The sequence below is a fragment of the Streptomyces sp. NPDC091279 genome (assembly GCF_044757465.1).
Classification (GTDB): Bacteria; Actinomycetota; Actinomycetes; order Streptomycetales; family Streptomycetaceae; genus Streptomyces.
Map to the genome: position 1 here is coordinate 276,731 of NZ_JBIVVA010000012.1, position 20,751 is coordinate 297,481.

At 67.0% G+C, this 20,751-nt stretch carries 22 protein-coding genes and 1 pseudogene; 14 read left to right on the forward strand and 9 right to left on the reverse strand.

The window, feature by feature from the left end; genetic code table 11:
• Positions 1-34 precede the first annotated feature (34 nt).
• The gene (locus tag ACIQOU_RS29250; protein ID WP_401541179.1) at positions 35-802 is read left to right on the forward strand and encodes a TioE family transcriptional regulator; all 768 of its coding nucleotides are present in this window, start codon (positions 35-37) and stop codon (positions 800-802) included.
• A 19-nt stretch (positions 803-821) separates the two neighbouring features.
• On the opposite strand, the gene ACIQOU_RS29255 is transcribed toward ACIQOU_RS29250, so the two are convergent.
• Positions 822-1,865 carry a Dam family site-specific DNA-(adenine-N6)-methyltransferase gene (locus tag ACIQOU_RS29255; RefSeq protein WP_401541317.1) on the reverse strand — a complete coding sequence of 348 codons (1,044 nt, stop codon included), beginning with the start codon at positions 1,863-1,865 and terminating at the stop codon, positions 822-824.
• A 30-nt stretch (positions 1,866-1,895) separates the two neighbouring features.
• Here ACIQOU_RS29255 and ACIQOU_RS29260 point away from each other — a divergent pair, with 30 nt between their 5' ends.
• Genes ACIQOU_RS29260 through ACIQOU_RS29270 form a run of 3 tightly spaced genes read left to right on the forward strand, consistent with a single transcriptional unit; the run spans position 1,896 to position 3,745 of the window.
• Positions 1,896-2,129 (forward strand): helix-turn-helix domain-containing protein, encoded by a 234-nt coding sequence (locus ACIQOU_RS29260; RefSeq protein ID WP_401541182.1) that lies wholly within the window; start codon positions 1,896-1,898, stop codon positions 2,127-2,129.
• 59 nt (positions 2,130-2,188) lie between these two features.
• The gene (locus ACIQOU_RS29265; protein WP_401541185.1) at positions 2,189-2,995 is read left to right on the forward strand and encodes a hypothetical protein; all 807 of its coding nucleotides are present in this window, start codon (positions 2,189-2,191) and stop codon (positions 2,993-2,995) included.
• 51 nt (positions 2,996-3,046) lie between these two features.
• Positions 3,047-3,745, forward strand: a complete 699-nt coding sequence (locus ACIQOU_RS29270; RefSeq protein WP_401541187.1) for a pentapeptide repeat-containing protein — start codon at positions 3,047-3,049, stop codon at positions 3,743-3,745.
• A gap of 154 nt (positions 3,746-3,899) precedes the next feature.
• Here the strand turns inward: ACIQOU_RS29270 and ACIQOU_RS29275 are convergent, their stop codons facing one another.
• Entirely contained in the window at positions 3,900-4,133 is a 234-nt protein-coding gene (locus tag ACIQOU_RS29275) for a hypothetical protein (protein ID WP_401541189.1), read from the reverse strand.
• Between the two features lie 101 nt (positions 4,134-4,234).
• Here ACIQOU_RS29275 and ACIQOU_RS29280 point away from each other — a divergent pair, with 101 nt between their 5' ends.
• Complete coding sequence (locus tag ACIQOU_RS29280; protein ID WP_401541192.1) at positions 4,235-4,858, forward strand: hypothetical protein; 624 nt, start codon at positions 4,235-4,237, stop codon at positions 4,856-4,858.
• A gap of 185 nt (positions 4,859-5,043) precedes the next feature.
• On the opposite strand, the gene ACIQOU_RS29285 is transcribed toward ACIQOU_RS29280, so the two are convergent.
• From ACIQOU_RS29285 to ACIQOU_RS29305, 5 genes are all read right to left on the reverse strand, one after another.
• On the reverse strand, positions 5,044-6,081 hold the full coding sequence (locus tag ACIQOU_RS29285; protein WP_401541194.1) for a zinc-binding dehydrogenase: 1,038 nt from the start codon (positions 6,079-6,081) through the stop codon (positions 5,044-5,046).
• 13 nt (positions 6,082-6,094) lie between these two features.
• On the reverse strand, positions 6,095-7,492 hold the full coding sequence (locus ACIQOU_RS29290) for a serine hydrolase domain-containing protein (RefSeq protein ID WP_401541197.1): 1,398 nt from the start codon (positions 7,490-7,492) through the stop codon (positions 6,095-6,097).
• The gene (locus ACIQOU_RS29295) at positions 7,489-8,400 is read right to left on the reverse strand and encodes an aKG-HExxH-type peptide beta-hydroxylase (protein WP_401541200.1); all 912 of its coding nucleotides are present in this window, start codon (positions 8,398-8,400) and stop codon (positions 7,489-7,491) included. Before ACIQOU_RS29295 ends, ACIQOU_RS29290 begins: the two co-directional genes overlap by 4 nt.
• A 71-nt stretch (positions 8,401-8,471) precedes the next feature.
• On the reverse strand, positions 8,472-8,621 hold the full coding sequence (locus ACIQOU_RS29300) for a hypothetical protein (RefSeq protein WP_401541203.1): 150 nt from the start codon (positions 8,619-8,621) through the stop codon (positions 8,472-8,474).
• A 184-nt stretch (positions 8,622-8,805) separates the two neighbouring features.
• Positions 8,806-10,695, reverse strand: a complete 1,890-nt coding sequence (locus tag ACIQOU_RS29305; RefSeq protein WP_401541205.1) for a radical SAM protein — start codon at positions 10,693-10,695, stop codon at positions 8,806-8,808.
• Positions 10,696-11,162: 467 nt separating this feature from the next.
• Between ACIQOU_RS29305 and ACIQOU_RS29310 the strand changes: the two genes are divergently transcribed.
• From ACIQOU_RS29310 to ACIQOU_RS29340, 7 genes and pseudogenes are all read left to right on the forward strand, one after another.
• Positions 11,163-11,822 (forward strand): TylF/MycF/NovP-related O-methyltransferase, encoded by a 660-nt coding sequence (locus tag ACIQOU_RS29310; RefSeq protein WP_401541208.1) that lies wholly within the window; start codon positions 11,163-11,165, stop codon positions 11,820-11,822.
• Between the two features lie 26 nt (positions 11,823-11,848).
• Entirely contained in the window at positions 11,849-12,517 is a 669-nt protein-coding gene (locus ACIQOU_RS29315; protein ID WP_401541210.1) for a phytanoyl-CoA dioxygenase family protein, read from the forward strand.
• A gap of 80 nt (positions 12,518-12,597) precedes the next feature.
• A complete protein-coding gene (locus ACIQOU_RS29320; RefSeq protein ID WP_401541212.1) occupies positions 12,598-13,395 on the forward strand; it encodes a hypothetical protein in 798 nt (265 codons plus the stop codon).
• A gap of 29 nt (positions 13,396-13,424) precedes the next feature.
• A complete protein-coding gene (locus ACIQOU_RS29325; RefSeq protein WP_401541214.1) occupies positions 13,425-14,138 on the forward strand; it encodes a deoxynucleoside kinase in 714 nt (237 codons plus the stop codon).
• Between the two features lie 66 nt (positions 14,139-14,204).
• Complete coding sequence (locus ACIQOU_RS29330; protein ID WP_401541216.1) at positions 14,205-14,795, forward strand: AAA family ATPase; 591 nt, start codon at positions 14,205-14,207, stop codon at positions 14,793-14,795.
• Between the two features lie 30 nt (positions 14,796-14,825).
• Positions 14,826-16,130 carry an MFS transporter gene (locus ACIQOU_RS29335; RefSeq protein ID WP_401541219.1) on the forward strand — a complete coding sequence of 435 codons (1,305 nt, stop codon included), beginning with the start codon at positions 14,826-14,828 and terminating at the stop codon, positions 16,128-16,130.
• 483 nt (positions 16,131-16,613) lie between these two features.
• A pseudogene (locus ACIQOU_RS29340) lies at positions 16,614-16,802 on the forward strand (recombinase family protein); the annotation flags it as partial.
• Between the two features lie 490 nt (positions 16,803-17,292).
• Here ACIQOU_RS29340 and ACIQOU_RS29345 read toward each other — a convergent pair.
• Complete coding sequence (locus tag ACIQOU_RS29345) at positions 17,293-17,856, reverse strand: hypothetical protein (RefSeq protein WP_401541222.1); 564 nt, start codon at positions 17,854-17,856, stop codon at positions 17,293-17,295.
• A 340-nt stretch (positions 17,857-18,196) separates the two neighbouring features.
• Here ACIQOU_RS29345 and ACIQOU_RS29350 point away from each other — a divergent pair, with 340 nt between their 5' ends.
• On the forward strand, positions 18,197-18,523 hold the full coding sequence (locus ACIQOU_RS29350) for a cold-shock protein (protein ID WP_401541225.1): 327 nt from the start codon (positions 18,197-18,199) through the stop codon (positions 18,521-18,523).
• 79 nt (positions 18,524-18,602) lie between these two features.
• Here the strand turns inward: ACIQOU_RS29350 and ACIQOU_RS29355 are convergent, their stop codons facing one another.
• Entirely contained in the window at positions 18,603-19,103 is a 501-nt protein-coding gene (locus tag ACIQOU_RS29355) for a hypothetical protein (RefSeq protein WP_401541227.1), read from the reverse strand.
• A 190-nt stretch (positions 19,104-19,293) separates the two neighbouring features.
• Between ACIQOU_RS29355 and ACIQOU_RS29360 the strand changes: the two genes are divergently transcribed.
• A complete protein-coding gene (locus ACIQOU_RS29360) occupies positions 19,294-20,661 on the forward strand; it encodes a M1 family metallopeptidase (protein ID WP_401541320.1) in 1,368 nt (455 codons plus the stop codon).
• The last annotated feature ends 90 nt before the right edge of the window (positions 20,662-20,751 follow it).

Sequence of the window (20,751 nt, forward strand, 5' to 3'; positions counted from 1 at the left end):
TCGGTGGAAGCTTTGAGAAGCTAAAGTCGATGAAATGCCCCCCGACACACCACCAAACCCTCAAACGAAGAACAAGGCGGGCCGTCTGCGCCCGATCGACCTGGCCCGCCCGCACGGCCTCTCCACCCAGGCGATCCGGAACTACGAGGAGGCCGGCATCCTCCCCACCGCCACCCGCACCCCCCACGGCTACCGCACCTACACCGCCCTGCACGCGACGGCCCTGCGCACGTTCCTGGCCCTGCTCCCGGGCCACGGCCACGCGACGGCGAGTTCGATCATGCGGGCGGTCAACGAGGACGAGCCGGACAAGGCGTTCCTCCTGATCGACAGGAGCCACGCCCAGCTCCTGGAGGACCGGCACACCCTGCACGCGGTGGAGAAGGCGCTCGGCGCCCTGACCTCCACGGCGCCTCCCGCGCCACCGGGCGACACCTTCATCGGCCCGCTCGCGGAGAAACTGGGCCTGCGCCCGGCGACCCTGCGCGCCTGGGAACGCGCGGGACTGGTCCACCCCCGCCGCGACCCCCGCACCGGCTACCGCGTCTACGACGAGGCCGCCCTGCGCGACGCTCACCTCACCCACCAACTCAGACGAGGCGGCTACCTCCTCCACCAGATCGCCCCCTTGATCACCCAGGTCCACACAGCAGGAGGCCTGACCCCCCTCCAATCCACCCTCGACGACTGGCACACCCGCCTCTCGAAGAGGGGCCGCGCCCTACTGAGAGGAGCAGCGGAACTGGAGGGGTATCTGCGGGAGCGGGAGCGGGAGCGGGAGCGGGAGCGGGGGCGGGGGTGAGCCGTCGGCTGCCGGTCGGCTATTCGCCGGAATGGGCCTCGCGCCACGCGGCCATGATGTCAGGGCGAAGCCGTCCGCGCGGGGGGACGTGCAGCCCGACGCTGCGTGCCCATACGCGTACTTCGGAAGCGGAAGGGACGGAAGAATCCATCGGCATCGAGAAGAGTGCCGTTTCCTGTTCTTCTTCCCGTCGGGCCGGTACGGATTTTGCGGCTGTCGGACCGGGGAGGGTGCACGCGTAGTTAGTGAAGACCAGGTCCCAGCTCTGACGGCTCTGTGACTGGAGATTGATGTCACGTCGCGTGGCCATACGGGCAACCTGGAAACCGGCGAAGATCTCCCGAGCCAACGGCGTGTCGCTGTTGGTCATGGTCAGGAAGACGCCCCGCGCGGTCGCCTCATGCATGGCTGCGGCCAGGCGTCGCTGATCTTCTTCACCGAACTGATCGGACGTGTAGCGCTTGAAATCCGAGAAGCCGCCCAAGGGAATGTACGGGGGATCGAGATAGACCCAGTCGCCCTCCCGCGTCTCCTTGAGCGCATCCTCGAAGTCACGGGCCTGTATGTCGACGTCTTGCAGTGCTGCGGAAGCCGCGAGGAGCGTGGACCGGTTGTAGTACGGACGGTCGTACGCGCCATAAGGCACATTGAATCCACCTTTTCGGTTCACCCGCCACAACCCGCGAAACCCGGTCTTGTTGAGATAGATGACCCGAGCTGCCCGTTCGCAGTGCGAGAGCGCTTCGATGTCTTTTGCGCGCTCCCGGTTGTAGAATTCCCGATTGTTCGGCATTTCGTCCAGGAGGTCCATGACCTTCTCTGGATTCTCGGTCACCTGCTGGAAACAGATGACCAGTTCGGTATTGGTGTCGGAGATCAAGGCGACATTCGGACCGAGTTCGAAGAACAGCGCCGCGCTTCCCATGAAGGGTTCGAAATACCGTTTGTGCGACGGTGGGGCGATCTTGGCGAGCTGGTCGGCGTACCGGGTCTTGCCGCCCGCCCACTTCAGGAACGATTTGCCCTCGGCCTGGCGAATGCTACTCATCGTCTGTAGACCCATCGTCGTCACGGCGGGCAGTCTACAGGTTTCGTGGATGATCATGCGGTTCTGGTCAGGTTCGGTCTGCGGGTGCGAGGTCTCCGTAAGGCGAGAGGAATATCGCAGGAGAAACTCGCCGAACTGTCAGGCCTGCATCGCACATATATCGGAAGCGTTGAGCGCGGCGAACGAAATATCAGCCTGGTCAACATTCACCGCATCGCGAACGCGCTCGGCGTCGTTCCTTCAGAACTTCTGGCAGATGATGAGGGTGGCATCGATTGAGGCGCGAGACGGGGTTCGCCGCAACCCGATGGAATGATCCGTTCTGGCATGTGGTGCGAATGCTGGTTGATCAGCCGGTGACCCGGCGAGGAAAATACGCAGCCGAGATTTCCCCTCATGAAATCGTCGACATCCTGTCCTCGGTCGGTACGCCGGCCGCAGCAGGCCTGGTGGGTTACCTGAAATCTCATGGGGATGTCCTCAAGAGGGTGTCGGCTTACTGGAGCAAGCGAAGAGAAGTCGCCGACACTCTTCTTTCGCTCATGCGCACCGAAGAGGAAGCAAAATCCGATTACGCAGGTCTCTCGGACCAGGTGCTACAGAGCTACGGCGTCCAGTTGGAGGGCTACCACAAGTCGTCCAAGGCCTTGGTCAACACAGTGGACGCGGTTGTCTACCGTGAGTGCCGAGGCGCTGAAGTCACCGTGAACACCAATCCGCAGAGCCGCGCGGTACTCATCTCGGACCAGCACATCTGGGTCTCCCCCCGAAGGCTCGATGGAGCAATCCCTGACCTTCTGAACCCGATCGCGATCTGGGAGATCAAAGAATACTGGGGGAAGACCGGCGGCGGCTCGAAGATGTCTGACGCCATATATGAGCTGCATCTCGTCGGCCTTGAACTCCGTCTTTTCGAGGACGAGTTCGGCGTCCATGTGAACCACTACGCGATCATCGACGGCCGGGATCAGTGGAACAGCAGGAAGGCGGATCTTCGCCGGGCCGTCGATCTGCTCTACTCGGGGCTGCTGGATGAGCTCGTGGTCGGTCGAGAAGTCCTGACCGAGTGGCCACGGATCGTCTCCGAATGCTGTGCCCTGGCCTCCGCCTCACAGCCCACTGGAGACGGGGAAGCCCTCTTCTGATCCTGCTCCGCCCCGGAGGCGTTGTCAGTGGTCGGGTGCAGGATGGGGGGCATGGCGAGGAGAACGACGAGTGGTGCGGCGAACGCGACGAGTGCGGCCGGTGCGGTGAAGGCGGCGCGGCGGCCGGAGATCAGGTTGCCGTCCCTGGAGCCCTTCGGCGCGGGCGGGCTGGAGCCGGACGGGGACTACGACGGCCTGGAGTTCCGGGAGTTGGACCTCGCCGGGCAGGACGGCGGCGGCGCCCGCTTCATGGACTGCGCCCTCACCGGATGCGCCCTGGACGAGACGCGTCTGCATCACGCCCGGTTCCTCGACTCCCGCCTCACCGCTCCACGCGGCGTGGGCACCGACCTCGCGGACGCGACCCTGCGGGACACGGAGGTCGTCGACGCGAGGCTCGGCGGCGTCCAGCTGTACGGCGCGGTCCTCGAACGCGTCGTCATCCGGGGCGGCAAGATCGACTACCTGAACCTCCGCTCGGCCCGCCTCAAGGACGTCGTCTTCGAATCCTGCGTCCTCCTCGAACCCGACTTCGGCGGAGCCCACCTCGAACGCGTCGAGTTCCTCGACTGCACCCTCAAGGACACCGACCTCACCTCGGCAACCCTCAAGGACGTAGACCTCAGAGGAGCAACAGAACTGACCATCGCGAGGGGCGCCGACCGACTCACCGGCGCGGTCATCAGCATGGGCCAACTGATGGACCTGGCCCCGGTGTTGGCGGGGGAGCTGGGGGTGCGGGTGGTGTGAGGGGGTTTGCTGTCGCGGACGAGGAACTCGCCGGTGGTTGGACCAACGAATTGAGATCGCCGCCTGGCTGCACCCCGCGCAAGAGACACTCCAGCGTGCTCTGCTGCCAGGTTGGCGCCTCGGTTGACCGGGTCTGATTGAGGACATGCTGGTGTCAGCGGCGGCAGACCAGGACACCGCCGACGCACGTGATCTCGAAGGTCCCGTGCTGGGCGATGTGATCAACGAGGATGGTGCGGGCCCGCTCGACCGTGGCCTCGAAGGGCACGTCGTGCTGGTCCGCCCAGGCCCGGTAGGAAGCCATGTGCGCGACGACCGGCCCAGGATCGTCGACCGCGATGGTGCCGGGCAGCTCCATCGTCTCCACCCGCTCGAACTCCTCACCCACAGGTCGTCGAGTTCCGCCTTGTCCCGGTCGCTGTTGGTCGAGGCGATCACCAGGCCGTCGCTGGTAGCTACTCGGGACAGTTCCCTGACCGAATCCGGCCCGTGCTGCTGGAATGGTCCAACCGCTACGACCACCTGCGCGAGGTCACCCGCGACGATGTCCTCGGCCACCTGAGCACCGTTCACGGCTCGCAGCGCAAGCACACCCTGGTCGCCCTGCGGTCGCTGTTCACCCGGGCGAAGAAGAACGGCACGATCTTCAAGAACCCCACCAGTCGCATCCGGGTCGGCCAGCAGGAGCACGGCGTCATCCAGCCACTGGACCCCGGCCACGTCCAGTCCTCGGTCGCCGTGGTAGTCCGGCCCCTGGACGAGCTGACGCTGCAGCTCGCCCTCGCATGGCTGGACTACCGGCGGCGCCGCTGGCCCGACACCGCTAACCTGCACCTTCTGATCAACAAGCAGACCGCGCTGGAGACCGGGCCCATCAGCGGCGTCTCCGTCTCCGCGGCCAGACCGCCACACTGGAACGGCTCCGTGTCGACCGCCAGCTCGAAGAAGCCCTCGTCCACGGCCCCGACCCACTCCACCTTGCCGAGGTCTTCGGCCTGGACGAGAAGACCGCGATCCGCTACGCGAACTCGGCACGCACACTGCTGGCACAGACAGCTGAGCACTCAACAGCCTGCTCAACAAAAGAACTTGGCCCGGCTCGTGGAGCCTTGAAGAATGACGGCCATGCAGATTCGACAGGCAGGGCTTGATGACGCCTCGGCCGTCGCTGGTGTCTACGTGCGATCGTGGCAGGTGGCCTTTGCCGGTCTTATTCCACAGCGCTACCTCGACGCCATGGACGCAAGCCGCGATGAACCCGGTTGGAAGTCACGTATCGCAGAGACACGGTGGCCGTGTCAGGGCCGCAGCAGTGCTTTGACCACCCGCCTGCTGTCCATCGCGGCATACGCGTCGGCGGCCCGTTCCAGCGAGAACGCTGCGTCGAACACGCGGCCAGGGGCGATCGCTCCCGACCACACTTCCTTGATTAGCTCGGGCAGGTAGGCGCGGGCCGGCGCGCTTCCGGCCGTGACTGACAGGTTGCGTGCGAATACCTCCCGGTACGGGAATTCAGTGATCCCCAGGGGCAGGCCGACACATCCGAGGCGGCCCCCGGGACGCACCGTGCCGATAGCCTGACGCAGCGACAGGTCAGTCCCGACGCACTCGAGTGCGACATCAGCCGGACCGCGAAGTCTGTCCCGTACTTCATGGATGCCCTCTTTGCCCCGGAGTGCAACGATGTCAGCGGCACCGAAGTCCTGGGCAATCGCCTGCCGCGCGGGGTGCCGGGACATGACGATAATGCTTTCCGCACCGGCTGCCCGCGCGGCCAGCACCGCGCAGAGACCTACCGCGCCGTCACCGACGACCACGACGGTCTCCCCTGGGCCGATGCGCGTGATCCGTGCCGCGTGGTGGCCCGTCGCCATCACGTCGCACAGAGCGAGCAGGCTGGGTATCTGATCCGGTGAGGGCGGCCCGGGGGTAGCGACCAGCGTTCCGTCCGCTAGGGGCACGCGCACCATCTCCCCTTGTCCAGCGTCCATGACCTGTCTACTGGGTTCCGAGACGCCCCAGTGAGCGATCCGGCCGCAGGACGTGTGCACGCCGTTGCGGCAGTTGCGGCAGCTGACATTGAAGGGGGCTATGACGAAGTCGCCGATGCGCAGGGTGTGAACAGCGGGACCGACTGCTTCCACGGTGCCAACGAACTCGTGCCCGAAGCGCGCGGGCCCGGCTGATGGAGCGATGCCGCGGTAGGTCCACAGATCTGACCCGCACACTGCGGCGGCCACGACCCGCACCACTGCGTCCCCTTCCTCGACCAGCACGGGATCGGGTACTTCTTCGACGCGGACGTTCCGGGGACCGTGCAGGACGACGGCGCGCATCGTGGTTGGCTCCTCAGCTCGTGGTGCGCTGGTAGTGCAGGTCAGGAGCGCGGTCGAGGTGCAGGACGAACCGGTCGACAGCAGGGTGCCGGGAAGCTGCGGGCTTCAGGCCGTGCGGCATGGTGACGCGTAAACCGTTCGCGTGGAAGGACGCGGGCCCGACCGGCGCGAGGCGGTCGCACGTTCCGCGACGCCACAGGAAGAGCGCTCCGTCAGCCACGGAGAGCCGGAGGGTGCCCGGTACGTCCTCGCAGGCGTAGGTGCCGAGGACGGCGTGGTCGAGCAGGTCACGCGGGCCGGGCGCCGAAGGCTGCTCTTCCGCGTTCGCTGTCCGGGCGTGACTGCGCCGGTCCTCCAGGAGCCGCCGCAGTCCCGGCTCGTCGACAGGACCGCTGCTGGCATCAGTGCTTCTCAGCGTCCGGATGATCCTGTCGGACACGTGGTCGGCGTGCACGCTGGCATGGTTGCTCAGGCAGACCACGCGCAGGCCGGACCGGAAGAGCAAGGTCGCTGCGGAGAATCCCTGCTCGTGTCCGTAGTGGAAGACGGTTTCGTCACCCGGACGGCGCGGGTCCGCATACATGCCTGGGCCGTAGACGTACGGTGCGTGATCGCTTGGAAGATAGGGAACGTTGCCCTCATGCACGAGCTGGTCCGAGACCGGCCACGTCTCCCACAGATGGGTGAGCCAGCGGCCCAGGTCCGTGGCGGAGCACCAGAGGGTTCCCGGACCGGGCAGGGCTGCCGGCCGCTGGCACCGCACCCAGCCCCGCGCTGCCGACGCGTAACTGCTCGCCGCGCCCGGAACCACTTCGTCGGGGGAAGATACGAAGCGGGAGGACGCCATGCCCAGCGGTTTGAACACCCATCGGGAGGCGAGTTCTGCCAGGTCACGGTCATGGACGGTGCGCAGGACGGCCGCGAGGAGCAAGTAGCCGGTGTTGCTGTAGAGGAACCGTCCCGGCTCTGTGCACCGGCGTGTTTGACGGTATGCCAGCTCCAGCAGGTCGTCGGCCGTGTAGTGGTCGAGCTCCCGCAGGCCGACCAGGGACAAGAGCGACTCGGCGTCGCGGACGCCGCCCTGGTGCCGGATCAGGTCAGCGACAGTGACCGAGGAGAGCTGGAATCGCGGCAGGAACGTAGACACCGGCTGGTCGAGGCGGAGCAGTCCCAGGCGGGAGGAAAGCAGCACCAGATGGGCGGTGATCTGCTTCCCGACGGACCCGGCGTTGAAGGTGGTGCCGGAGCCGATGGCCACGGACAGTTCTATGTTCGCGACACCGATGTGCGCGCGGATATCCGGTTCGCCGGGCCGCTGGACGAGAGCGGTGAGGCCCGGCTCTTGGGCGTTTCTCTGCTCGGTGCACCCCTCGCGGTCCACCGGCCCGACGGGTGACGTTTCATGGTTCACAGGGCGAGAGCCTCCTGGTGGACGATGCGAAGGCGGTCGCGCAGCCCGCTGTCAGGAACGAGGGACAGCGCTGCGGCGTGGTCGTTGGCGGTGGGGGCGAGCAGGGCTCGCTGTTCGTCCAGGTAGGTGCGCATGAAGCGTCGTACGTCCCCGGAACAGTGCTCCAGAACGGCGGCGGTGTAGATCATCATCAGCGGGAAGGACCAGCAGGCGTGCAGGAATCCGTACGCTGGGCGGGCGGTGCCCTTCCACGGTGAGTAGAACCGCACCTGGTCGTCGATCTTGGCGTGGACGGCGGTCAGCGCGTCGTTCAGCCAGCTGTGCCCGGCCTCGTGGACGAGGTCGCGGGCCAGTACGACGGGCTCGTCGGTGTAGTCGCAGAAAATGGTTCCCGGGAGCCTGGTGATGGACCAGCTGTCCAGGGTTTCCCCGAGTCGCTTGTGCCGCAGCAGGCAGACCACTACGGCATGGTCGGCGACAAGTGTGCCCAGGCCCGGGTCTATCTCGGCTGCCGTTTCGGCCGCCCTGACCGTGAGGTCCCGTAGTTCCGGTGACGCGCCACGGGTGTGCGGCCCCAGAACGTAGTACGGAGTCTCGGACGCCGGTGACCGGACAAGTCGGTCGACGCCGGGAGCGAGAACCACCGGCGGCGCGTCGGCCGTGGAGGAGGAACCCAGCCGTTCCGCCCCCGCGTCCGAATGCGCGCGGTACCAGTTGAACGTCTCGGTGTCCCCCGCCCGGGCTGCGGCGTCGGCCCCTTCGAAGACGTGGTGGACCAGGGCGTACTGACGCGCGGCCCGTCCCTCGGCGGGCGGAATATCAGGGTTGACGACCTCGCGCAGTCGGCGGCTGCGGTCACGGTGCAGGTGGTGGACGGGGTCGAAGTCGAAGACTGGGTGAAACTCCATGCGGGGACCTCCACGGTGGCCGGGGCCGGGTCGCAGTGCGACCCGGCCCCGGAACGTACTGGATGGGTTGATCAGACCTCGGCCTGTACCTCGTCGCTGGTGGTGGGCCAGCCCTCGGCGGAGACGCTGGAGGTGTGCGCGGTGCTGCGCGCCGTCTCGTCGTCGGTGCGTAGCTCGTCGACGGCAGACAGGAAGTCCGTGAAGCGGTCGTTGGTGTTCATGCCCGTGCCCTTCGATGTGAGTTCGGATGTGCATGGACGATTGCCCAGCCGGACGGCAGTGCAGGCGGAACCGTGTACCGCGCGTAGCCGGAGCATGAGCCGTTCCCTGGAGGGGCTCTGGGCCGTTGAGCGGTCCGCCCGGGGTGCGGGTCGCAGGTGGGGGCGCGATCCGTGGCTTTGGTCGTCACGGCACGGCCACCGTGGCCGGGGTGCTTCCTGTGGCTGACGGCACGCAGGCGCACATCTTGTTCGGGTCCGGGCACTCAGCAGCCAGGGCGTCTCCCAGTAGGGCGGTGGCTGTGTCCAGTTCCGCGAAGAACCTCTCGTTCGGCTGCTCAGCGGCCCGGCGTAGGTACAGATCGAGTACAGGTGTAGTACCGCCGCTCGTCCCACAGGTCAGGTCGGAGCGGCCGCTGACCGCCTCGACCGCCGGTGGGAGCAGTGGCGTGACCGCGTGGACCGCCCGGCACAGAGCGGCGGCGATGGAGGAGTACTCCGTGCCGTTCCGGGGCAGCAGTCCCATCCGCCGGGCCGTGGGCGCGAGATCGGTGCCCACGTAGGCGTGTCCCTCGCAACTGTCGTACGTCACGCAACCCCACTGCTGTGTGCAGACGGAAACCAGGGGCCTGATCCCCGGCTCGATCGCCTGTGACCACAGTGGATGCCACGGGTCGAGGTCGTCGGCCTCGTGTACCCCGGGAAGGCCGACGGTGTTGATATTGCCGTACTCGCTGGTGTGCAGCCGGGCTGCGGGCCGAGGAGCTTTCGGGTCATCCCAGCGGGCGAGGAAGCCTTCGACGTCCGCCATCGAGTTGGGCTGACGCGGGCGCCATCGCAATGTGCGGCACCAGGCTCCTTCTGGGGTGGCTGGCTGGGCAAGCAGCGCCGCGATGCCGTCGATCATGCGCATGCGGTAGTCGCAGTAGCTGTTCTGGTCCCCGGCCAGGTCGTACCGCCAGCGGGTGGCCACGCAGCCGCCGCCGCAGGTGGCCCGGTAGTCGCACGTCGTGCAGCGTTCCATCAGAGACTTGCCCTGCCCGAGAAGCGGGGAGGACCGTTGTGCCTCGGCGACGGACTGCTGGTCCGCGGTCTCGTACAGGAGCGTCAGGCGCGCCTGAGGCCAGGGCAGTTCATCGCAGCTTCCGAAGCGTCCGTCCGGATAAAGGGTGAAGACGTGGTCGCACTTCAGGTCGGAGAAGTGACAGAAGCCGGTGTCCAGCCCTTTCAACCGGCGGATGGCGGACACCGCCGGCTCCAGTTTCAGCCGGGAGAAGTGTCCGGCGGAAATCCAGTGGGCGGTGGCGGACAGGACGAAGTCTGCGTACTCGCCCGGGTGAATCGCCCAATTCGGGGCCTGCCCGTCGGTGACGTTGACCTGCTGGAGCAACCGGCTGGCTGGGGCCCGGCGCCCCGTGGAAGTCGTGCTCTGCCGGACCGCGGCGTCGAAGCACGGTACAAAGCTCACCGAGTCCACCGAACCGAAGCCGGCGATGTGGTCCAAAACGGCTTCGGCCCGTCCCAGCACGGCAGGGGTGACTGCGGCGATCACTCCGGTCTTACGGCCACGCTCGGCCAGCAGCCGCAGGGCGGCTGCCACGCGGGGGTAGACCGGCTTGCCGTCGTAGCCGACGCGCCAGGCGTTGCCGCGCGCGTCCCCGTCCATGGAGATGCCGATACGAATGCCCGGGCAGTATGTGTCGAAGAGGTCAAGCCACGCGTGGTCCAGGAGGACACCGTTGGTTTGGAGGCTGACTCGGATGACCGACGGCTGACGGGCGAGCTCCGCCAGGATGTCCGCCATCTGCTCCTTGCCCACGGTGAGCGGCTCGCCGCCGTGCAGCTCGACGACCAGAGGCCGTCCGCGGAAGAGAGTGGCAAGATCGCGGACCTGGGTCGGGCCGATCCGGGCTCCTCCCGGTGCCTCTTTGCGTTTCTCGTAGCAGTAGAGGCAATCAATGTCGCAGGTCTCGCCGCGCAATTTCATGATCACAGAAACGGCGTTCTGCGTATCCCCGGGGGCGAGGCTCTGGTAAATATCCTCTATCTTCTCTTCGCGACTCGCCGTGCGCTTCATCGTGCCTCCCTGTCGGCTCCCGGGCGACAGCGCGGGGCGGGGCTAGGGGACGGGTAATGGAACTTTTCGGCAGGCTGTGCAGTGTCGGAAGAAATGAAGGTTGAATGGTTGCAACGGAGCCGTCTGCCGTGCGGCGAAGACCCGCCGGAAGGGTGATCCGTGAAGGGCTGTGCAGGTGAAATGAGGGATCATCGTATGCCACATTCAAGCGGGCTGTAAGTTGTTTATTTCGGCCTATGGAGACGCCAGGCTATCCAAGTTTCAGCAGGTGGGTAAGGGTATGATCATGGCTTGTTTATATCGGACTCGGCGGCTCCATCCGACGGGAGGGGGCTGTGGGTTAAATCCAGCCGGTTCCTGGCGGAAAAGAATGCGGTTGCCCGTCGGTGCTCTTCCTTTCTTGAGGGGTGGAGTCTACGCTTCATTTCGATCAAGCAAAATATGGAGCAAAGATGAGGAGAAAAGTAGTGGCGCGGCTGACCGGCTCCAACTCGGTTATTTTCGATCTTGCTGCGGACAACCCCAATATGACGGATCTTGACCGGCTCACCAACCTGTACTGGGCACTGTGTTCTGTCCTGCGGTCCGGAATTCCCGGAGACGTGGTGGAACTGGGCTGCAACGCCGGACGTACCAGCGTTCTGCTGGAAATGGTGCTTGAGGCCGAGGATGCCGGCCGCGACCTCCACCTGTACGACTCGTTCGACGGCCTTCCCGCCCCTTCGGACGCGGACCGCTACCTCAAACAGGGCGACTGCAAGGCGACCGTGTCGGACGTCCTTGCCGTCTTCGAACGCTGGAATCTGCGGCTGCCCCAGGTGCACACGGGATGGTTCGAGGCGACGCTGCCGCGCCAACTGCCGGACCGCGTGGCCTTCGCCTACCTCGACGGGGACTTCTACGAGTCGATCCACACCAGCCTGACGCACGTCTGGCCCCGGCTCTCCGCCGGCGGCTCGGTCATCGTGGACGACTACTGCGACCGAGAACTCAGCCCTCGCGCCTGGGACGGCCTGCCCGGAGTGAAGAAGGCGTGCGACGAGTTCTTCGCTGACGTCCCGGCAAGCCGACGGATCCTCGTCGGCGCAGGCGACCTGGCCTTCGCCGAGTTCCGTAAAACGGGCTGACATCCCACGGGAAGGGGGAGCAGGGAATGCTGCACGACTCCTTGAAAATCGGAAGCGTTGAGGGACTCCTCAGCCAGGAGGAGATCACTCACCTGGCAGGCCGCATCAGTGAGGGATTGGGAGACGGTTCCCGGTTCGATGTCGTGGACCGGACCCGGTCGGTCCACTCTTTGGCGGGAGAGGGACTGGACCGTGTCAAAGAGGTGTACGAACCTCAAGGCAGGGTCGAGTACGACGAGGTTCAGCCGGACGTCACAAAGCTGCTCAACGACGCGGTCACCCGCCGAATGAATGATCTGCACAAGGTCTTCCCGAGCGCTCGGCGCTCCATGGACTGGCTGTACGTCGAGTACGGGGCCGGTCAGTACGTCACGCCACACGTCGACTACCCGTTCAACGAGATAGCCCCGGACCGGCCGAAGATCGCGGCCATGGGGATCGTCCTGCGCGAGGCCGACTCCGGAGGCGCGTTCTTCGTCGAGACGGGCGGAGGGAACGCGCTGTGGAACGAGGACGGCGGTATCAAGGAGAACGCCAACGTACACAGCCCGTGGTTCGCCGGCATGCGGCGAACCCGGTGGCACGTCACCTGCCGGGCGGGAGACGCACTGTGCTGGGGCACCCAGCTTGTCCATGGCACCGAGCCGGTTACCGCAGGCAGGATCGGCAAGTTCATCGGATTCCTTGGCGCCTGATGATCCCTCGGCCTTCCGGAGGTGCACAGAGCGTGAGCACTGTCTTTCCTTACTACCCCTCGCAGGACCCCCGAGGTGACTTGCTGACCGCCGCCGTAGCCGAGCGCAACGCGCGCCGCTCGCGCGGAGTGGCGGGGCGCATCACGTGGGCGCACTCACTCTGGATCGATCCCGAGCTGGAACGCCTCTACGGCGGGGACAGGCACGCCCCCAGCGTCAATCGAGAGCGAGCCGCGCGATTCGGTGCCCCACATCTCGCCCGGCCAGCTGCCCGGCCGCTGGCATCGCTCGTGTCGGTCTCCCGGTCCTTCCTGGCCCGGGAGACCGACGTGTTGGGTGCGGACCCGCACGACGAAGCCTTTGAGTTGGTGCGACGGACGCATAGCGGCTACCTGTGCGAACTGGCGATCGGCGTCATCCGCTCCGGCCCGGAGGCGGGTGACCGGGTGCCGTTCACGGCCGTCGCCCCTACGAGTCACGGCGAGCCGGTGTCCCGTGCCGCGGCCCTGCTGGCGTCTGCCGCCCGCGAACTCCTCGCCCAGTGGTACGACGCTCACCGCCAAGCGCGTGGTGAGCCAGCCATCACGGCACTTCCCCCCCTGCACTGGGCACAACGGGTCTTCGCCTCCTCCGTACGCCACGAGTTCTGCCGGAGAGTGCGGGAGGAACCCGGCTTCACCGGCGTTCAGCGGCAGGAAGCCGCAGCTGTGATGGAGGAGGCTGCCGACCTGCTGCCACGTCCCGAAGCACTACGGGAGGCACTGCCCGGCGGCGTGCAGGGCTCCGTCGTGAACGAACTGCTCTCCCTCTCCTACCCGTTGTGGGACCGAGTGCGTTTCTGTCTCGATTCTCCCTTTGATGGGCTCAGGTCGTTGTGAACCGATGAAAATCGGAGGAAGTGAGACGCATGGTGGCAAGCGGTGAGATTCCAGCAGCCGAGGGAGCGGGCGGCAGGAACCGTTCCCCGGACGACCGGAAGTTTCCCTATATCGCTCTCGAAGGGCTCAACGGAGCGGGCAAGTCAACGCTCAGGAACAGTCTGGAGAAATCCTTCTGGGCATTGGGCATGAACGTCTACACCATCGGCCAGCACTCCTGGCAGTCTCCGGGGGCCGCGCGGGTCATCCTGGACATCAAGGAACGCCGCCGCGTACATCCGCCCGAGCGCATCCAACTCGCCTACCTCGACGACCGCAAGGCGCAAGGCGAGCACATACTGGCGAGGGTGCTGCAGGAGGTCCCGGTCATCGGCGACCGCTCCTTCGTGAGCGACATCGTGTATCTCCAGGCGCTGGACAGTATTCCCGCAGCGAAGACCTTCGCGCTCTACCGCCGTCACGAGGTATATCTCCCCGACCTGATCGTGCACGTCGACGCTCCGCCGGACACCGCCCTGGCGAATCTCGCCAAACGCGAACGGCAACGCAAGCCGCATGAGAACCCCCGGCAGATGCGGGACCTGGCAGACGCCTTCGAAGAGGTGCTGTGGGGAAACCTGATAAACGGCCTCCCCCCGGTCCTGCGTTACAGGCCCGCTGTCGCCGGCGACAGCACCTCGTACACCGACCCGGCCGACGATGTCGCGACGCGCGCCTTCGCCACGCTGGGGCTGGGGAGCTGATCGTTCGGCGCTATCCTTCCCTGTCCGTCCACGCCGCACGGACGTGACAGAAGGGGAGCGCCAACCATGCAGGAACCAGGCCAGGCGATCGTACTCACGGGCACCTCCAGCGCGGGCAAGAGTTCGACAGCCACGGAACTCCAGAAGGTTCTTCCGGAGCCATTCCTTGCTCTGGGGCTCGACACATTCTTCGGCACCCTCCCGCGCCGCTGGACCAGTGAGGGGGAATACAGCGCTGAGGGGTTCTCCTACAACCGGGACACCGACCACGAGGGCTGTACCCGGTTACGGATCGGATACGGACCCGTGGGCGCGCGCCTGCTGGCCGGCATGCGCCAGGCTGTTGTCTCGCTGCTGAGCGAAGGCAACAACGTCATCGTCGACGAGATGCCGATCGATACGACGGTCGTTCCGGCCTGGCGCACCGCGCTGGCGGGGCACCGTGTGCTGTGGGTGCACGTGAGCGCTCCGCTGGCGGTGCTGGAGAGCCGGGAGGCGGAACGGTATCCGGAGAGGTTCCGCGGCCTCAGCAGGGGCCACTACGGCATCTGCGATCCGGAGGACTTCGACCTCGTGCTCGACTCCTCAGGGCTGGGTCCGCAAGACCGCGCCGAGCGCGTTGCCGCAGCTCTGGCAGCAAGCCTCCGCGCCTGTTGACGCCACGACCGATATCTGGCAGGTGGTCAATTGAAACTCGATGCCCGCCACGGGGAGCTTGAGAAGCCGCTTCGGCGCAACCGTGACTACCAGGTGTGGTGGTTGGGTGCGGCGGCCTCCAACACCAGCAGCTACCTGCTGACCGTCGCGGTTCCCTTGTTCGTCCTGGAAACCAGCGGTTCGGCAGGGCAAGCGGGGCTCGTGGCCGGCGCCGCGGCCGTGGCGAAGTTCGCCAGCTCGACGCCCGCAGGCGTGCTCGTGGATCTCTGCCCACGGCGCATCCTGCTCCTCCTGGCCTCAGCTCTTCAGCTCCTGGCCGTGGTATCGCTCCTCGCTGCCGTGTTGCTGGAACACGCGCACCTCGGTCACCTGATCACCGCTGCGGTCCTGGAAGGGCTGGGATACTCCCTCTACACTGCCACCGAACTACCGCTCCTGCGCAGGATCGTGCCCGAGGGACAACGCAGGTCCGCTCTCTCCCGGGAACAGTCACGCAAAGCGGCGGCACAACTGGCCGCTCCGCCCCTTGGGGGCCTGCTGTTCTCGTGGTCCCACGCCGCTCCGTTCTTCACCGCCTCCATCTTCTTCCTCGGCGTGATGGGTGCCGCTCTCGCTCTCCGCGTTCCCCTCGGGCCCGACCAGCGAGAGAAGGCGCATACCGAGCCGATCCGGACACACGGTCTGGCGGGGCTACGGTACGTGCTCAGCCGCCAGTACCTGCGCTACATGTTGGTGTGGTTCGCGCTGGTCAACGGCGCGTTCGCCGGACTGGGTCTGCTCCTCGTCGTCCTGTGCCACAACCGGGGAGCGGCTCCCGGAGAGATCGGCATGGCACAAGGCGCCGGGTCAGCCGGGGCGGTCCTCGGAGCACTGGTTTGCGAACGGCTCACAGCACGGATAAACAGTACGCGGCTGCTCAAAATATCGTCTTGGCTGTTGGTGGCCGGTGCCGCGGCCATGGCCGTACCCGCCCCCGCGACGGTCACCGGGCTCGCCTACGCCGTCGCGCTCTTCCTCACCCCCGCGGTGAATGTCTCGTTCATGCACCACTTGGTCCACACGACCCCGGATGTGCTGACCGGCAGGGTCTCCACGGCGATGATGACAGCGGCACGCAGCTTGAACTGGTTCTTCATTATGGGGGCCGGGGCCATGGCCGACTGGCACGGCCCGTTGTTGCCTCTGTTCGCCATCTCCGGACTGTTCCTGGTTCTCGCCTGCGCCAATCACGTGCGCGCGCCCCGGCCTGGCATGGCTGACCTGGTAACCAATGGTGAACCGTCCGGCATCGGTCGCATGGAGTCCACGGAGCCGCCCGCGCCGAACTCAGTCTGATCACAGCCCCTCAAAAAACGTCCAGCAGTACCCGAGCGGCAACCCTCACGGCGCGGTCGACCTCATCGACGCGGCCTCCCACCCAGGCATTCTGGATCGCCTCCCACACCACCGCCATGCTCCGCGCCCTCGCCTGAGGGGACCCGCGCGCGCAGGCGACGCTTGCGCTGCCGCTCGGTCCGCTGGTATCTGACGCTCGGCGTCGATGCCTCTGTTGACCGCCCCCGCACCCGCACGGAGTGTCGCCTCCGCAAGCGGAACCAGCACCCTTGATCGTCATCAGCGCGCGACCCGCCCGCCGCCGACGATCGCGGCCCAGGAAACGGGAGCGGAGATCCGCATCGGGATATCGCCGCCCGAGAGTGTCGGATAACGATCGTCTGCCGACACTCGGTGGCATGGTCACGAACCCGCAGGTGGGCAGTGGCGGCAACTCGCGTCGGAAATCAACGTCGGCGAACGGTCGTTGGGGTCATGCAGTTGATGCGCGAGGGCGACACTGTGAAGGTCACCCGGCTCGACCGGCTCTCCCGCTCCGTGCTGCACCTGGTGACCCTCGGCGCCGAGCTGCGCGAGCGCGGCATCGGCCTGCACGTCATCGAGCAGGGCATCGACACCTCCACGATGGAGGGCCGGGCCATGTTCGGCACGCTGTCCGTGCTTGCCGAGGTCCAGCGGGAGCTGATCGTGGCGAACACGAACGACGGGCTCACCTCCGCACGGGCCCGCAGCCGGGTCGGCGGGCGCCGGCCAAGCTCACGACCGACCAGGCCGAGCTCGCCCAGCAGCTCTACGACGCTCGGGAGAAGACCGTCCAGCAGTTCGCCGACATGTTCAACGTGCCCCGTTCCACGGTGTATGGGCACCTCGACAAGGCCAAGACCGTCCCCCGCCAGGCCAAGAAGACCGTGGTCGCGAAGCCCTAACCCGTCGTTTGCGGCTGGGTCCACCTATATCCAGCCCGCGAAAGCCCCCCCGCCGGAAACCCCGCCGGAAACCCCACCGGAAACCCCACCGGAAACCCCGCCCGGCGCCACGACGTCGGTCTTCGTGATCCGGAGCGGACCTTGAAGGCCGACGTCGTGCAAATCCTCGGCCTAGGGACTGGCCTCACCCGCAGGGGTCATGGGAAGAGGTGCCCTCGGTTTCTTCGGCGGCTGGGTCAGTCGTTGAGGACGATCTTGGTGGTGGTGGCCGCGCCGGTGCCCTGCGAGGCGACCTTCGCCTTGGTGGGGTTGATGGCGTACTTGAAGGTGAAGCTCACCGTCGCCTGGCCGGTCTTGCCGCCGACCTCGACATTGAAGACGCAGGTGCCGGTGAGGGTGTAGACCTTCTTCTTCGTGTGCGGGTGCGCCTTGCTGCCCACCGTGGAATGCCAGTGGTAGCCGACGGGGATGGCCGCGTGCTTGTCGTGGTACTTGCCGTTGAGGCCGGTGGCCGTGCAGCTCATCGTGCTGGTGGCGATGGCCTTCAGCTTCTTGTTGGTGATCACCCACGACCACGGCATCGGGTAGTACGTGGGGTACTTGCCCGTCAACTTGACCTGGGTGTGGAGGATTCCGGCCTTCTGCTTCGCCTTGGGCGTGGAGTACGTCTGCTTCGCCGGAGTGAAGACAGTCGTCTCCTGCGCGGCCTGCGCGCCGGCGACGGAGCCGAAGACCATGGCCGCGGCCGTTCCGGATACGACGGCCGCGCGGACTCCCCGCTGGATCAGTTCGTTCTGCAAGACTTCCCCCGTTTTCAGAAGTTCATGGGAACTGGTGGTTCTTGATCGCCGATATCCCACCAGCTGGGGCGGAAGTGACGGAAGTGGCTTGAGGAAGATTTGAACTGAAGCTGGACACAAGCCCTTTGGGCCGCCCACGGCTTCGGGCGCCGGGCTCGCAGGCCGCCCGCCCGGTAGGCCTCCTGCCTCGTAACCCGCCCGCCCCGTAGGCCTCCCGGCTCCTGGTCGAAGCGCGCGGCCACGGCCTGAACCGTTGACGCTCCTGCTCGCGTCTGCCGACAATGCGCATCAAAACTCTGACCAGAGTCCGTCCGTAGGGGGAGCCATCAGCAGCCATCCGGTGCACGGCACCGTCCGGTCGTGGGACGACGAGTCCGGCTGGGGCGTCCTGGTCTCACCCGAAGTGCCCGGCGAGGTCTGGGCGCATTTCTCGGCCATGCACACCACGGAGTCGGGCGAGTTCGCGTCCCTGGAGGCGGGTGAGGCCGTGCTCTTCACCTGGGAGGAAGCCGAGCAGGACGGCTACTCCTACCGCGCCTCGCAGGTGCGTCGCCCCGGCGCCCAGGAGGCCGACCCGCAAGACGGCGAGGGCGGCGGCGAGGGCGAGGGTGGCGGCGAGGACGGCGGCGAGTACTCCAGCATCCACATCGAACTCGACCCCGGGTGAGCCACGGGGCCGACCCGAACTCCGCCTTCAACTCCAAGGGAACGTCGGCTGCAAGGAACCGTCAGCCGCAAGCGCCCGCTCACCTCACGCGAGGGAATCGCGCCTGCAACGTCCAGATCGCCGGGTTCTCCCCCAACTCCTCATGCATATCCACCAGGTCGGCAATCAGGTCGTGCAGAAAATCCCGGGCCTCCCGCCGCAACGCGGAGTGCGAGAAGCTCAACGGCGCCTCCTCCACCGGCATCCAGTCCGCCTCGACATCCACCCACCCGAACCTCCGCTCGAAGAGCATCCGATCCGTCGACTCGGTGAAGTCCAGCTCCGCCCGCTGCGGCCGGGCCGCACGAGACCCCGCCGGGTCCTGATCCACCCGTTCCACGGTGTCGCACAACGCCCACGCGAAGTCGAGCACCGGCACCCATCCCCACGCTGTGGACAACTCCCGGTCCGCCTCGGTGTCGGCGAGATACACGTCCCCGCAGAACAGGTCGTGCCGCAGGGCATGGACATCCGCCCGCCGATAGTCGGTCTGCGGCGGGTCGGGAAAGCGGTTGGAGAGGGCATAGCCGATGTCGAGCACGGACGAAATGGTGTCACGCCACTTTAAGATCACGGACGTGTCCCGATCCGCCCCCCTTGTCCACACCTGTGCCTTCCTGGCCCGCACCCTCGCCCGCCCCTTCACCCGCCCCGTCCGCACCCGCGCCCCCCTCGCCCGCCCCTCCACCCGCCCCACCCGCACCCGCGTCCGGCCCGCGACCCTCCCCGCGCTGCTGCTGGCCTTCCTCCTCACGGCCTGCGCGAACGGCGTCGGCGTCCACGGCACCCCCGGCGGCCCGGGCCTGCGCGACCCGTACTTCCCGAAGGCGGGCAACGGCGGCTACGACGTCGCCCACTACGACCTCACCCTCGCCTACACCCCCGGCGGGAGCCGCACCCTCACCGGCACGGCCACCGTCACCGCCCGCGCCACCCACGCCCTCTCCGCGTTCGACCTCGACCTCAAGGGCCTGGACGTCGAGGACGTCACCGTCGACGGCCGCCCGGCCCGCTGGAACCGCGCCGGACAGGAACTGACCGTCCGCCCCCACGACGACCTCGACCGGGGCGCGACCTTCCGCACCACCGTCCGCTACTCCGGCACCCCCGAGACGCTCACGGACCCGGACGGCTCCGAGGAGGGCTGGCTGCCCACCGCCGACGGAGCGCTCGCGCTCGGGGAACCCGTCGGCTCCATGACCTGGTTCCCGGGCAACCACCACCCCTCCGACAAGGCGTCGTACGACCTCACGATCACCGTCCCGAAGGGCCTACAGGCCGTGTCCAACGGGGAGTTGAGGAGCGAGCAGACCAACGGCGCCCGGACCACGTACACCTGGCACACCGCCGAGCCCATGGCGAGCTACGTGGCCACCGTCGCCGTCGGCCACTACGACATCCGGCGCTCCACGACCTCCGACGGCCTGCCCGTGTACGTCGCCGTCGACCCGACCGAGGCGAAGGCGAGCCGGACGGTGCTCGCGCGGATTCCCGAGATCATGACGTGGGCGCAACGGCGGTTCGGGCCGTACCCGTTCGCGTCCACCGGCGCGATCGTCGACCGCCCCGACGACGCCGGTTACGCCCTGGAGACGCAGAACCGCCCGGTCTTCCCCGGCACCCCCGACGTCGACACCCTCGTCCACGAACTCGTCCACCAGTGGTACGGCGACTCCGTCACGCCGAAGAGCTGGCGGGACATGTGGCTGAACGAGGGGTTCGCGACGTACGCGGAGTGGATGTGGGACGAGGACCACGGCGGCGACACCGCCCAGCAGACGTTCGACGTGCTCTACGACCACGGCGAGGACGACCACCCGGACCTCTGGTCCTTCCCACCCGCGAACCCCAGCGGCCCCGGGCACATCTCCGACACCCCGGTCTACCAGCGCGGCGCGATGGTCCTGCACAAGATCCGGCAGACCGTCGGCGACCCCGCCTTCCGCACCCTGATCCGCGGCTGGGCGACCACCCACCGCCACGGCAACGCCGACACCGCCGACTTCACGACCTACGTCGAACACCACGCCCCGGGCGAGAACCTCACCCCCGTCTGGACCACCTGGCTCCACGGCAACGGCAAACCAGCCACCCCCTGACCACCCGCACCCGCCTGGGACGAGCCCGCCCCAAAACGACGAAGCCCCCCGGCCCGACCCGGACCAGGGGACCCACGCTGCCCACGCGCC

Excerpts from the sequence above, each read along its gene's own strand:
- ACIQOU_RS29250 (WP_401541179.1), top strand. The coding sequence starts at position 35 with ATGCCCCCCGACACACCACCAAACCCTCAAACGAAGAACAAGGCGGGC.
- ACIQOU_RS29255 (WP_401541317.1), bottom strand. The coding sequence starts at position 1,865 with ATGGGTCTACAGACGATGAGTAGCATTCGCCAGGCCGAGGGCAAATCG.
- ACIQOU_RS29265 (WP_401541185.1), top strand. The coding sequence starts at position 2,189 with ATGCTGGTTGATCAGCCGGTGACCCGGCGAGGAAAATACGCAGCCGAG.
- ACIQOU_RS29270 (WP_401541187.1), top strand. The coding sequence starts at position 3,047 with ATGGCGAGGAGAACGACGAGTGGTGCGGCGAACGCGACGAGTGCGGCC.
- ACIQOU_RS29285 (WP_401541194.1), bottom strand. The coding sequence starts at position 6,081 with ATGCGCGCCGTCGTCCTGCACGGTCCCCGGAACGTCCGCGTCGAAGAA.
- ACIQOU_RS29295 (WP_401541200.1), bottom strand. The coding sequence starts at position 8,400 with ATGGAGTTTCACCCAGTCTTCGACTTCGACCCCGTCCACCACCTGCAC.
- ACIQOU_RS29300 (WP_401541203.1), bottom strand. The coding sequence starts at position 8,621 with ATGAACACCAACGACCGCTTCACGGACTTCCTGTCTGCCGTCGACGAG.
- ACIQOU_RS29305 (WP_401541205.1), bottom strand. The coding sequence starts at position 10,695 with ATGAAGCGCACGGCGAGTCGCGAAGAGAAGATAGAGGATATTTACCAG.
- ACIQOU_RS29315 (WP_401541210.1), top strand. The coding sequence starts at position 11,849 with ATGCTGCACGACTCCTTGAAAATCGGAAGCGTTGAGGGACTCCTCAGC.
- ACIQOU_RS29325 (WP_401541214.1), top strand. The coding sequence starts at position 13,425 with ATGGTGGCAAGCGGTGAGATTCCAGCAGCCGAGGGAGCGGGCGGCAGG.
- ACIQOU_RS29330 (WP_401541216.1), top strand. The coding sequence starts at position 14,205 with ATGCAGGAACCAGGCCAGGCGATCGTACTCACGGGCACCTCCAGCGCG.